General features: G+C 63.4%; 9 protein-coding genes and 1 tRNA gene. 5 read left to right on the top strand and 5 right to left on the bottom strand.

The features are described 5' to 3' along the window. Positions 1 to 42: 42 nt before the first annotated feature. The gene (locus tag NKI73_RS00800) at positions 43 to 729 is read right to left on the bottom strand and encodes an HAD family hydrolase (protein ID WP_352626610.1); all 687 of its coding nucleotides are present in this window, start codon (positions 727 to 729) and stop codon (positions 43 to 45) included. A gap of 163 nt (positions 730 to 892) precedes the next feature. On the opposite strand from NKI73_RS00800, the gene NKI73_RS00805 reads away from it, so the two are divergent. After that, entirely contained in the window at positions 893 to 2026 is a 1134-nt protein-coding gene (locus tag NKI73_RS00805) for a site-specific DNA-methyltransferase (RefSeq protein WP_352626611.1), read from the top strand. A gap of 66 nt (positions 2027 to 2092) precedes the next feature. Here the strand turns inward: NKI73_RS00805 and NKI73_RS00810 are convergent, their stop codons facing one another. Further along, the gene (locus NKI73_RS00810; protein WP_352626613.1) at positions 2093 to 2704 is read right to left on the bottom strand and encodes an HAD family hydrolase; all 612 of its coding nucleotides are present in this window, start codon (positions 2702 to 2704) and stop codon (positions 2093 to 2095) included. Continuing rightward, entirely contained in the window at positions 2697 to 3878 is a 1182-nt protein-coding gene (gene mutY / locus NKI73_RS00815) for an A/G-specific adenine glycosylase (protein ID WP_352626615.1), read from the bottom strand. The genes NKI73_RS00810 and mutY overlap by 8 nt, the downstream gene beginning before the upstream one ends. Before the next feature lie 55 nt (positions 3879 to 3933). Between mutY and NKI73_RS00820 the strand changes: the two genes are divergently transcribed. The 4 genes from NKI73_RS00820 (at position 3934) to NKI73_RS00835 (ending at position 9526) form a co-directional block, all read left to right on the top strand. After that, positions 3934 to 4434: a DUF721 domain-containing protein gene (locus NKI73_RS00820; RefSeq protein WP_352626617.1), complete on the top strand. Its 501-nt coding sequence runs from the start codon at positions 3934 to 3936 to the stop codon at positions 4432 to 4434. A 163-nt stretch (positions 4435 to 4597) separates the two neighbouring features. Further along, complete coding sequence (locus NKI73_RS00825; protein WP_352626619.1) at positions 4598 to 5350, top strand: DsbA family protein; 753 nt, start codon at positions 4598 to 4600, stop codon at positions 5348 to 5350. Positions 5351 to 5455: 105 nt separating this feature from the next. Further along, positions 5456 to 8914 (top strand): chromosome segregation protein SMC, encoded by a 3459-nt coding sequence (smc, locus tag NKI73_RS00830; RefSeq protein WP_352626621.1) that lies wholly within the window; start codon positions 5456 to 5458, stop codon positions 8912 to 8914. Positions 8915 to 9133: 219 nt separating this feature from the next. Further along, complete coding sequence (locus tag NKI73_RS00835) at positions 9134 to 9526, top strand: hypothetical protein (protein WP_352626623.1); 393 nt, start codon at positions 9134 to 9136, stop codon at positions 9524 to 9526. Positions 9527 to 9745: 219 nt separating this feature from the next. Here NKI73_RS00835 and NKI73_RS00840 read toward each other — a convergent pair whose 3' ends face one another. Together NKI73_RS00840 and NKI73_RS00845 are read right to left on the bottom strand one after the other, a co-directional pair. Then, a complete protein-coding gene (locus tag NKI73_RS00840) occupies positions 9746 to 11836 on the bottom strand; it encodes an O-antigen ligase family protein (RefSeq protein ID WP_352626625.1) in 2091 nt (696 codons plus the stop codon). A 267-nt stretch (positions 11837 to 12103) separates the two neighbouring features. Continuing rightward, positions 12104 to 12178, bottom strand: a tRNA-Gln gene (locus NKI73_RS00845). Between the last annotated feature and the right edge of the window lie 70 nt (positions 12179 to 12248).

Here is a 12248-nt window from a genome sequence, read left to right on the forward strand (position 1 = left end):
ATGCACTTTGTCAACAGAACCTAGGCGGCGGCTGGACGTACCTCAGGCGTCCGACCACTCCGACAGCGCCGCGATCACGCTTTTCAGCTCCGCCCAGCGGCGGATCACCGTCTCGGCGCCGGCCTCCGTCAGTGCGTCGGCATGGCCGGGATAGCTGTGGGCGGCACCGGTGAAGCCGATCACGCGCATGCCTGCCGCCCTGGCGCCATGGACGCCGTGCACCGAATCCTCGATGACGAACGTGTTCGCCGGGTTGGCGTTGAGTTTCTCCGCCGCAAACAGGAACACGTCGGGCGCCGGCTTGGTCTTCTTGGTTGGTATCTCCAGCCCCGAAAAGATCCGGCCGGCGAAAAACGGCAGCAGATGCACCTTCTCCAGCATGAATTCGATGCGCTCGGAGCGCGAATTCGAGCAGACGCAGCGCGGCGCGGTTACCGCGGCGACCGCCTCGCGCACGCCATCGATGGCACGCACGTCGCTGCGCAATTTGCGGTCGACCAGCTCTTCGGCGCGGTCGATCAGCGAGACCTGGAACGGGATGCTGGATTTCTCCTCGACCCGCATCATGATGTCCTTGAACGTCAGACCAGCGTAGGTCTCGGCGAGTTCTTCCGCAGAGATTTCGTACCCTGCCAAGGTCAGCAGTTCCGCCTCGACGCGGGCGGCGATGATTTCGGAATCGACGAGAACGCCGTCGCAATCGAAGATGACAAGGTCTGGCTGGGGCATGGTGATCCGGACAATGGGAGGATGAAATGGCCTCGGGAGGCCCAGGCGGCGCGGCATACACCAACAGGGCAGCGTTCGCAAACTCTGCAGTCTTCACCGAATATTTACGCTGATCGGTAACCATAACGGAGAGTAAACAGTAACGCGTGCCTTGGGTGTCAGAATGTCTGCCGTGCGTCTTCTCGACGAGCTATCCCACGCTCCCCAGCAATCCGAATGGCTGGACACGATCCTCAAGGGCGATTGCGTCGCCGCACTCGACCGGCTGCCCGAAAAGTCGATCGACGTCATTTTCGCCGATCCGCCCTACAATCTGCAGCTTGACGGCGATCTGCACCGGCCGGATCAGTCCAAGGTCGATGCCGTCGACGACGACTGGGATCAGTTCGAGAGTTTCGAGGCCTATGACGCCTTCACCCGTGCCTGGCTGCTGGCGGCGCGTCGGGTGCTGAAGCCCAACGGCACCATCTGGGTCATCGGCTCCTATCACAACATCTTCCGGGTCGGCGCCAAGATGCAGGATCTCGGCTTCTGGATCCTCAACGACGTGGTCTGGCGCAAGACCAACCCGATGCCGAATTTCCGTGGCCGCCGCTTCCAGAATGCACATGAGACGATGATCTGGGCTTCGCGCGACCAGAAAAGCAAGGGCTATACCTTCAATTATGAAGCGATGAAGGCGTCCAACGATGACATCCAGATGCGCTCCGACTGGCTGTTTCCAATCTGCACCGGCGGCGAGCGGCTGAAGAACGACAATGGCGACAAGCTGCATCCGACGCAGAAGCCGGAAGCGCTGCTCGCCCGCATCATGATGGCCTCGACGAAACCGGGCGACATCGTGCTCGATCCCTTCTTCGGCTCCGGCACCACCGGCGCGGTCGCAAAACGCCTCGGCCGCCATTTCGTCGGCATCGAACGGGAGCAGGCCTATATCGAGGCCGCCAACGAGCGCATCGACGCGGTGCGGCCGCTGGATGGCGCGGACCTCACCGTGCTGACCGGCAAACGTGCCGAGCCGCGCGTTGCCTTCGTCAGCCTGATCGACACCGGGCTGATGATGCCGGGTGCCACGCTCTACGACGCCAAGAAGCGCTGGGCGGCCAAGGTGCGTGCCGACGGCACGGTGGCGATCGGCGACAGCGCCGGCTCGATCCACAAGATCGGCGCCGAAGTGCAGGGGCTGGATGCCTGCAACGGCTGGACCTTCTGGCATTATGAGCGCAGTGGCGGCCTGACCCCGATCGACGAGCTTCGCCGCATTGCACGGCTTGGCATGGAGCGGGCAGGGGCCTGAGCCCCTGCCAATTGCTTCGGATTTTGTTGATTCAAAAGCTCAACGGATCGCTGGAAGCGATTCAAATCACGCCTTGATTCCGAGACGTTCAAGGTCTGCTTGAAGCGTCTTCGCATCGGTGAACAGCACCGACTGCCAGCCGGCCGCCTTGGCGCCGTCGACATTCTTCTGGCTGTCGTCAATGAACAGCGTCGCGGCCGGTTCGAGGCCGAACGCGGCAACGTGATGATCGTAGATGCCGCGATCCGGCTTGATCATGCCGATCTCGCCCGAGATGGTGACGCCGCGCGGCCGTTCGAGAAAATCGAAGCGCTCGCGCGCCTCGGCCAGCGTGTCGCTGGCAAAATTGGTCAGCATCGTCACGTCGTGGCCGCTCTCGATCAGGCCGACCATGATGGCGACGCTGTCGTCATAGGCATGCGGCACCATTTCGTGCCAGTGGCGGCGGAAACCGCGGATGTTTTCCGCGTGGTCGGGGTGGTCCGCTATCAGCAGCGCCTCGGCCTCTTCCCAGGTCCGGCCGCGGTCCTGCTCTATGTTCCAGTCATGCGTGCAGACATTGTCGAAAAACCACTTTCTCTCCTCGGCATCCGGAATGAGGCGGCTGAACGGAATGTTGGGATCGTAGTGGATCAGCACCCTGCCGATGTCGAAAACGATGTGGCGTATTTCAGTCATGGGGCCTCTTTGCACTGTGTGGTGACGGCTTTTTCGTCGCGCCGGGCATCGCAGCCTCGATTGCCTTTTTCATGACAGTGGGCAACGCCTCGCCGGAAATCTCGTGGGCGAGCGACCAAAAATGCCCTTCCGGCGCATCACCTTTGATGTGGGCGTGAAAGACTTCGAGTTCGAGAGCGAAATGCGTGAAGACATGGGCAATCTGGCCGGCGCGCCGCCAGCTGGCAGGGAAAGGCGCGGCCGCTTCCGTGGTCCCCCCATCGATCCGCGCGGTCCAGCCTGTCGTCGGCACCTCGGTCATGCCGCCAAGCAAGCCCTTCTCCGCCCGTTTGCGCAGAAGGATGGCGCCGTCGCCCCGCACGGCGACGAAGGCCGCGCCGCGCCGCAGCGGCTTGTCGGCCTTGGGCAGGCGCGCCGGGAAGTGCTCGGGATCGCCTGAAACGACCGCGTCGCAGTCTTCGCGCAGCGGGCACAGCATGCAGCGCGGCCGGCGCGGCGTGCAGATGGTGGCGCCGAGATCCATCATCGCCTGGGCGAAGTCGCCCGGTCTTGTCCTTGGCACCATGCGCTCGACATGGGCGCGGATCTCGGGCTTGGCTTCGCTCAGCGGCGTCGTGATAGAAAACAGCCGGGAGATGACGCGTTCGACATTGCCGTCGACGACGGCGGCGGGGCGGTCAAAGGCGATCGCCGTAATTGCCGCCGACGTATAGGCGCCGATGCCGGGCAGCTCTCTCAAAGCCGTCTGCGTGTCGGGAAACCGGCCGCCACGCTGGGCTACCAGATCGGCGCAGGCCTTGAGATTGCGGGCGCGGGAGTAGTAGCCGAGCCCGGCCCAGGCCTTCATCACGTCTTCGGTCGGCGCCGCGGCCAGTGCCTCGACATCGGGCCATTTCTCGACGAAAACGCGGAAATAGGCCTTCACCGCCTCGACCGTGGTCTGCTGCAGCATGACTTCCGAAAGCCAGATGCGATAGGGATCAGGCCTCACGCCGCGCGCATGCTCAATTGGCGTGATGCGCCACGGCAACTCACGGTGATGCACGTCGTACCAGCCAAGCAGGCGGGATGCGATATCGTCGCTATCTCCAGATGCGACTGGGCTGCTATCTCCCGATGCAGCTTTGCTGCTATCTCGGGATGCGGTCTTGCGGGTCTGGTCTGCTGGTGCCATTGATCGGGAATTGGCCTTGGCCGATACTGATGAACGTCGTGGCTGGAGAACGTACATGGCAGGGAGAACGCCCTACGGCAATCCCGTCCCGGTCAGCGACCTCGCGACCAAGATCCTCGATCCGGTGCTGCGCAAGCGTGCCGGCATTTCGATCGGCCTCGTCCAGTCATGGGAAGAGATCGCCGGCCCGCGCCTGGCCAGCCACTCGCGCCCTGAAAAAATCCAGTGGCCGCGCCGCATGCATGAGGACGATCCGTTCGAGCCGGCGGTGCTGGTCATCGCCTGCGAGGGCATGGCGGCGCTGCACTTGCAGCACGAGACCGGCGAGATCATCAACCGGGTCAACGCCTTCCTCGGCTTCACCGCCATCAACCGCATCAGGATCGTGCAGAAGCCGGTGACGGCCGACAAAGGGCGGCGCAAACCGGGCCTCAGGCCGCTGACAGCAGCCGAGAAGACGAAATTGTCCGGCACTGTCGGCTTGGTCGACAATGATGGACTGCGCGCCTCGCTGGAAAGACTTGGCGCCACCATTATAGGGGAGAGGAAGCCATAAGCCCCTTGAAGAACGCCCTGGATTCGTCGTCAATATCTCGCATTCGTGATCGCCCTTGTCAGGTTTTGCGATTGGATTGGGGATCGAGATGCCTTAATTCGCGCCAACTCTCGCCTTTTCGTGCCTTTGCATTGCAAAATCCAACCCTTGTCAGGTGATTCGTATGAACCGTCCCCCGTTTGGCCAAAGCTTGTCTCGCAGAAACGTCCTGTCTTCGCTGGCCGCCATTCCGGCGGTTGCCCTGCTCGCCGCCTGCAGCGACTCCAGCGAGGAGGCCAAGGCCGCGGATGTGAAGCCAGCAGCCCCGGCCGCTCCCGCCAAGCCTGCGACGGCGGCCACGCCGGCCGCCGCTACCGCGCCGGAAGCCCAGGGCACTGTGGATATGGCGGAATTGCTGAAGCCGGGTGCACTGCCCGACAAGCAGCTCGGCAAGGACGACGCCAAGGTCACTATCGTCGAATACGCCTCGATGACCTGCCCGCATTGCGCGCATTTCGCCGAGACCACCTTTCCGGATCTGAAGACGAAGTATATCGACACCGGCAAGGCCCGCTACATCCTGCGCGAATTCCCGTTCGATCCGAGTGCCGAAGCCGGTTTCATGCTGGCGCGCTGCGCCAAGGATAACTATTACCCTATGGTCGACGTCCTGTTCAGGCAGCAGGCGAACTGGGTTGGCGTTCAGAACACCAAGGATGCGCTGCTGCAAATCTCGAAGCTCGCCGGTTTTACACAGGAGTCCTTCGAGGCCTGCTTGACGGACCAGAAACTTCTGGACGATGTGAGATCGGTCCAGAAGCGTGGCGCCAATGAATTCAAGGTCGACTCGACACCGACCTTCTTCATCAACGGTAAGACCTACAAAGGGGCGATGTCGATTGAGGAAATGTCGGCCATCATCGACCCTCTGCTCTGATGTCCAGTCAGCACTGAGGCGGCGGCGCTTCGGCGTGCGCGGCTTCTTGTCGTGCCGCGAATTCTCATCGCAAAACCACCGACATCCGCTTAATGGGCGGCGCGAATGAAGTTTTCGCGCCTTCGCCTCCTCGGTTTCAAGTCCTTCGTCGAGCCCGGCGAGTTCGTCATCGAACGCGGACTGACCGGCATTGTCGGGCCGAATGGCTGCGGCAAGTCGAACCTTGTCGAGGCGCTGCGCTGGGTGATGGGCGAAAGCTCCTACAAGAATATGCGCGCGTCCGGCATGGACGACGTCATCTTTTCCGGCTCGGGCACGCGCCCGGCACGCAACACCGCCGAAGTCACGCTTTTCCTCGATAACAGCGATCGCTCGGCACCCGCTGCCTTCAACGATGCCGACGAATTGCAGGTGTCGCGCCGCATCGAGCGTGAGGCGGGCTCGCTCTACCGCATCAACGGCAAGGAAGCGCGCGCCAAGGACGTGCAGCTCCTGTTCGCCGACCAGTCGACCGGCGCGCGCTCGCCGTCGATGGTCGGCCAAGGCCGCATCGGCGAACTGATCCAGGCCAAGCCGCAGGCGCGCCGCGCGCTGCTCGAAGAGGCGGCCGGCATTTCCGGCCTGCACACCCGCCGCCACGAAGCCGAACTGCGGCTGAAGGCGGCCGAACAGAACCTTGAACGGTTGGACGACGTCGTCGGCGAGCTGGAAAGCCAGATCGAAAGCCTGAAGCGCCAGGCGCGCCAGGCCTCCCGCTTCAAGAACCTGTCCGCCGATATCCGCAAGGCCGAAGCAACGCTCTTGCATCTGCGCTGGACGCTGGCCAAGACCCAGGAAGGCGAAGCGCGCTCGGCGCTTGCCGTTGCCACGGCACTCGTCGGCGACCGTGCCGCCGCCCAGATGGCCGCCGCCAGGGAGCAAGGCATCGGCGCTCACCGCCTGCCGGACCTGCGCGACGCGGAAGCCGCGGCGGCCGCCGCCCTCCAGCGCCTGTCGATCGCCAAGTCGCAGATCGAGGAGGAAGCCGGCCGCATCCGCGCCCGTCAGAGCGAACTCGAGCGCCGGCTGCAGCAGCTCGACGGCGATATCGCGCGTGAGGAGCGCATGGTCCGCGACAATGCGGATATCCTCGAACGCCTTCGCACCGAAGAAGCCACGCTCAATTCGGAAAATGCCGGCGCCGCCGAGCGCGAGGCCAGCACTCGCGCCGCATTCGAACAGGCGGCATCGACGCTTTCGCAAAGCGAGGCCAAGCTCGCCGCGCTGACCGCCGAGCGGGCAGAGGCCGCCGCCTCGCGCAACCAGATCGAACGGACGCTGCGCGACACCGCCGAGCGCCGCGACCGCTTCGCGCGCCAGCTTGCCGACGTCGATCGTGAATTGTCGGAGATACTCTCCAAGGTCGCCGGCCTGCCGGACCCGGCGGAGAAGCGCGTGCTGGTCGAGCAGGCCGTGGCGCTGCTGGAGGAAGCCGAGGCTGCCGTATTGGACGCCGAACACTCGGTGATCGATGCCCGCGCCACGGAAAGCGCTGCCCGGCCGCCGCTTCAGGATGCCAGGGCCGAGCTGGCGCGGATCGAGACGGAAGCGCGCACGCTGGCCAAGATACTCAATGCCGCAAGCGGCGACCTTTTCCCGGCCGTGCTGGAACAGATCAGCGTCGATCGTGGCTTCGAGACGGCGCTGGGTGCGGCCCTCGGCGAAGACCTCGACGTGCCGCTCGACCGCAGCGCGCCGGTGCATTGGGGCGAAAGCGGAATCCAGCCTGGTGACGCGGCTCTGCCCGAAGGCGTCAGGAGCCTTGCCAGCGTTGTTCACGCGCCGGCACAGCTCGCCCGACGCCTGGCGCAGATAGGTATCGTCGAGTCAGGCGATGGCCGCCGGCTGCAGGCGCTTCTTACTCCCGGCCAAAGGCTGGTCAGCCGCGAGGGCGCGCTCTGGCGCTGGGATGGCTTTACCGCCAGCGCCGACGCACCGACCGCCGCCGCGCAGCGGCTGGCGCAGAAGAACCGGCTGGCCGAACTCGATGCCGAAGCCGTGCAGGCGACGCTCGTCCTGCGCCAGGCCGAGGAAGCGCTCGCGCAAGCCGAGCAGGCGCTTCACCTGGCGAGCGAGGCCGAGCGCAACGCGCGCCAGGCCGGTCGTGACGCCCAGCATCGGCTGGACGCTGCCCGCAACGCGCTGGCCGAGGCCGAAAAGGCTGGCGGCGAATTGCAGAGCCGGCGCGCGGCACTGGATGAGGCGCGCGCCCGCATCGTCGACAGCCATGAGGAGACCTCGGCGGCCTTCGCCGAGGCCGAAATGCTGCTGCAGGACGCGCCCGATCTCGGCGACCTGCAGTTGCAGCTCGAACAGTCTTCGGCCAACGTCGCCCGCGATCGCGCCACGCTTGCCGATGCGCGTGCCGTCCATGAGGGTCTGCGGCGCGAAGCCGAGGCGCGCGCGCGCCGGCTCGATGCCATTGGCGCCGAGCGCAGCAACTGGCTGGAACGGGCCGAAAACGCCTCGACGCAGATCGCATCGCTTGGCGAACGCAAAGCCGAAGCCGAGGCCGAACGCGAGCGGTTGGCGGATGCGCCCGATGAAATCGACGCCAAGCGGCGCGCGCTGCTATCGCAACTCACCGAGGCCGAGACCTTGCGCAAGGCGGCGGCCGACCGTCTGCAGGAAGCTGAGAACCGGCAATCCGAAATGGACAAGGCCGCCGCCGGCGCCATCCAGTTCCTGGCCGAGGCACGCGAAACCCGCGTTCGCGCCGAAGAGCGGCTGACGGCGGCCGATGAACGCCGGCTGGAGGTCGAGGCGCGCATCCAGGAGACGCTGAACACGCCGCCGCATCTGGTCATTCGCCACACCGGCCTGGAGGCTGACAGCCCGATGCCGGAAATGGTCGAGATCGAGCGTCAGCTCGACCGGCTGAAGATCGAGCGCGAACGGCTCGGCGCCGTCAATCTGCGCGCCGAGGACGAGCAGAAGGAGCTTTCCGACCGGCTCGAGGCGATCGTGTCGGAGCGCGAGGACATCATCGAGGCGATCCGCAAGCTCAGGCAGGCGATCCAGAGCCTCAACCGCGAAGGCCGTGAGCGGTTGCTTGCCGCCTTCGACGTTGTCAACAGCCATTTCCAGCGGCTGTTCTCGCATCTGTTCGGCGGCGGCACGGCGGAATTGCAGCTGATCGAATCCGACGACCCGCTCGAGGCCGGGCTAGAAATCCTGGCCCGTCCGCCCGGCAAGAAGCCGCAGACCATGACACTGTTGTCCGGCGGCGAGCAGGCGCTGACGGCGATGTCGCTGATCTTCGCGGTGTTCCTGACCAATCCGGCGCCGATCTGCGTGCTCGACGAAGTCGACGCGCCGCTCGACGATCACAATGTCGAGCGCTTCTGCAATCTCATGGACGAAATGGCTGCCACCACCGAGACACGTTTCGTCATCATCACCCATAACCCGATCACCATGGCGCGTATGAACCGGCTGTTCGGCGTGACCATGGCCGAGCAGGGCGTCAGTCAGCTTGTGTCGGTCGATCTGCAGGCAGCCGAAGCGATGCGCGAAGCGAGCTGACGCGGTCCGGCTGTCAACTACCGGTCAGCTGCAATTCAACGCTCGATCACATCCGATAACATTTGCGTTCCAAGTCGTTTCAACGCCGGAGTGGCCTCCATATATGCCTTCTCGGGCCGAGGACCGCCGGCCGATGAATGCGCCACTGCGGCTCGACGCGACCAAACGGCCCTTTTGGAAAGCGGCTTCGCCGCTCGCTTCATCATAGGAGATATCGTCATGCGCACCTTCATGCCAAAAATCATCGCGGCCGCATCGATCTTCGCGGCCATACCGCTTTCGAGCGCCTACGCTGTGGACCGTCACCACAGGGTAAAGGTCGACACCCAGACCACGGCATCGGTGCCAGCGGATCCGGAAGCGAGGGCGGCGTCAGAGCAGTTGCTCGGCGTGAAGCAGGGTATCCGCGCGGCTAGGAAAACTGGCAAGATCACGCAGGATCAGGCCCGCGACCTGATGCAGCAGGCGGATATTATCCAGCACACTGCGTCGACCTCAGCCCGTTCGAAGCTTGGGCAGATCAATGCACTCGATCGGCGGCTTCAGGCTGCCACCGGCCAAGGAACCTATATGGGTGATGGCGCGGATGGCGGCTACTATCCAAACGGCTGACCAACACACGCCCTTCAAAAAACGGCAGCCGGCGTGAACGGCCTCCTCAACCTCACGCCGGCACCGCGACGCGGCGGTGGATGGGCCGGGCTCCTGTAGGGACGCTCGTGCGTGGGGCAGGGCGGTGGTGCCCGCTACGATTGCACCGGATCTTAGAAAAAAGACGGAACCATCATTGAGTCAGACCGGTTGGCCGGGTGCGCGGTGCGAGAGCCGGCCCTAAAAATAGGTTCGCGGCGCGACAAGGTTCTTCTGCTGGCGAACATAAAAACAATAGAAGCCGAACGCTGCGGCGAACCACATGAAGGCCTCACCCATAGCCAGCCGGTTGTTTGAATTGGTAAGGATGGTTAGGGCGAAGAAGACCAGTGTTGAGATGTAGCAGGACCATGCGGCCGGAGCGATAAGCTTGGCCCGCATGGCTAGCAGAACCTGCCTGGCCGACCAGGCGTAAAGAAAGGCAAAGAACGCCAGTCCGACCACACCATAACGCACGGCAATCTCCAGATAACCGTTGTGGAAGACGTTGAAGATCATGGGATGATAGGTTCTGTTCTGCCATTCGGTCAGCCAGCTGGAGCTGGCTCCGAAGATCGGGTGGCGTTTCCAGATCTCGATCGCGTCCGCCCACAGCATCAGCCGTTCCTTGGCTGCAAGCGGAACCGTTTCGCTCGCGATGGCGCGGTCGAAGGCCGGAAGGACGCCATGCCTCAAGACATCCGGAACCAAGGCCTTGGCGAAGATCATGGTGTCGCCGGCGGTGGACGAGAAGATATTGTGTGTTGCGACAATGCCGGCCGCCACGATCGCCAGCACGCCACCCGAAACCAGCAGTTCGCGGCGATGGCCTCTCGCCAGGGTCATGACCGCCAACAAGAGCAGGGCGAGCGCAAGCGCAAGCCAGACCCCCTTTGACCGCATCTCGATGATGTTGACGAGGGCAAACAACAGAACGGCTGTCGACAGCGCCCAATGCAGGTTCTTGGTTGCTTTCCTGAGGTCCGTTCTATGGGCCGTGTATGCCATGAACTGCAGCGTGCAAAGGAAGATGAAACCGGCCGCCACCGACGCGTGGATGGGATTGTTGAAAAGCCGCGGGGTCGGTTGGATGCCTTGAAGCATGTCCGAATAGAAGGTATCCGCCGCCAGGAAGACAAGACTGAGGATCATGAACCAGAGGACGAGCCGTGCGGGCTGCCTGACAAACAGCAGGAACGCGAAGCCGGTCGTCGCATAGAACAGCGGAAACATGTAAATGCCTTCGGCGCCACCCAACTGGTGGGTGCCGAAATAGACGATCGCCAGCCGGATGAAGACGTAGAGCGACCAACCCAGACACAAAAAGCCGACCCAACCGATCAGCGGTTTGCTGTAGGTCCACAAATCCACCCTGAACCAGCGGATGACCGCGACCAGGGCCAGCGCCAGGCCCGCATAGCGGTAGGTGTCGGCCTCGCGCCACACCGCGGAGACCAAGCCGAGAATGGCGAGTGCCGCAAGCAACAGAAGCAAGGTGTGGCGCGGCGCGTTGTCCTTGGCATAGTCCAGGGTTTCTCGCGGCAAAGGGGGCCGCAGCAGGACGTGATGCAGGCGGCGCAGCTCGTCGCTGGCCCGCAAGACTCCTGCACGTAGCCGGCTCGGCCCGCCCAGCCTTGCGAATTTGTAGCTTCCCGATGGACCGGCTATGCCGGAAATCTTGCTGCTGGCGGCGAAGCCAAGCACGTTTTGGCGGACCGAATAGACTTTCAGGCCGGTATCCCAAAATCGTTCGAGTGCGACATCCCATGGCATTTTCATCACGGCGAGCGCCGACAACAGTCCCTGCGCGCCCTCCCGCGTCACCAGATAGGCGGCCGCCGAGCCTTGCGGGCCATGCAGCGCTCGACCGACCTCGTCGCCTGCCGTCGTCTCGACGGCGCGGATGAAGAAACTCATGCGATGGTTGGTCAGCTTGATGACGTCGAAATCCGGGACCGCGGCGATGATGGCTTCGATGCGCGGTATGGTGTTTTCGCTGAAGAGAACGTCGTCCTCGACAATCAGGCCATGGGCGCCGCCACTGGCCAGGAAGGTTTCCAGCGCTTGGATATGGCTGCGGTAACAGGCATATTCGCCGGGCAGAATGTCGCGCCCGCTCAGCTTGCGCGCGGTTGGAAGATCGATCTCCGTCCATTCCTCCTTAGCGAGAGCGCGGCCGTCGATGGCGGCAATGCGCTGCAAGGTCAGGCCGGCCGCTTCGGCGCTGGCGACCAATTCGCTCCAGCGACCGGTCTCGCGATCGAGGTTGATGGCGAAGATAGGAAGGTTCATTGAAGTTCCATGTTGAGCCGCCACCCCTCTGGTCGACCTATGTATGGAAAGAGGGAGATGTTCAATACTGTTCAGACTGCAAAGTGACGATCTCGGTTCGCCGCGATTTGCACTAGGATCCCCTGGCCGCAATCCAAACCCTGGAGAACTGTCCCTAATTCTGGAGAACTGTCCCTAATTAATTAGTGTCTCACCCAAGGGGTGCACTACACCATGTCTCCGGTATAAACCGTAACCTATGTGTCCGGAACGGACCCTAAAGGATGATGGCTGGGGCGCCAGGATTCGAACCTGGGAATGTCGGTACCAAAAACCGATGCCTTACCACTTGGCGACGCCCCAATTGCCGTCAGAGTCGCTTGTGCGGCGCGTTATTAGCAGAGCAGCCGAAAAGCACAATCCTTATGAGCGG

This window comes from Mesorhizobium sp. M0496, from assembly GCF_040321205.1.
In the GTDB taxonomy this organism is placed as follows: domain Bacteria; phylum Pseudomonadota; class Alphaproteobacteria; order Rhizobiales; family Rhizobiaceae; genus Mesorhizobium.

What these genes read in the sequence shown, in the direction of transcription:
- NKI73_RS00800 (WP_352626610.1), bottom strand. Translation starts at nt 729, where the DNA reads ATGCCCCAGCCAGACCTTGTCATCTTCGATTGCGACGGCGTTCTCGTC.
- NKI73_RS00805 (WP_352626611.1), top strand. Translation starts at nt 893, where the DNA reads ATGTCTGCCGTGCGTCTTCTCGACGAGCTATCCCACGCTCCCCAGCAA.
- NKI73_RS00810 (WP_352626613.1), bottom strand. Translation starts at nt 2,704, where the DNA reads ATGACTGAAATACGCCACATCGTTTTCGACATCGGCAGGGTGCTGATC.
- mutY (WP_352626615.1), bottom strand. Translation starts at nt 3,878, where the DNA reads ATGGCACCAGCAGACCAGACCCGCAAGACCGCATCCCGAGATAGCAGC.
- NKI73_RS00820 (WP_352626617.1), top strand. Translation starts at nt 3,934, where the DNA reads ATGGCAGGGAGAACGCCCTACGGCAATCCCGTCCCGGTCAGCGACCTC.
- NKI73_RS00825 (WP_352626619.1), top strand. Translation starts at nt 4,598, where the DNA reads ATGAACCGTCCCCCGTTTGGCCAAAGCTTGTCTCGCAGAAACGTCCTG.
- smc (WP_352626621.1), top strand. Translation starts at nt 5,456, where the DNA reads ATGAAGTTTTCGCGCCTTCGCCTCCTCGGTTTCAAGTCCTTCGTCGAG.
- NKI73_RS00835 (WP_352626623.1), top strand. Translation starts at nt 9,134, where the DNA reads ATGCGCACCTTCATGCCAAAAATCATCGCGGCCGCATCGATCTTCGCG.
- NKI73_RS00840 (WP_352626625.1), bottom strand. Translation starts at nt 11,836, where the DNA reads ATGAACCTTCCTATCTTCGCCATCAACCTCGATCGCGAGACCGGTCGC.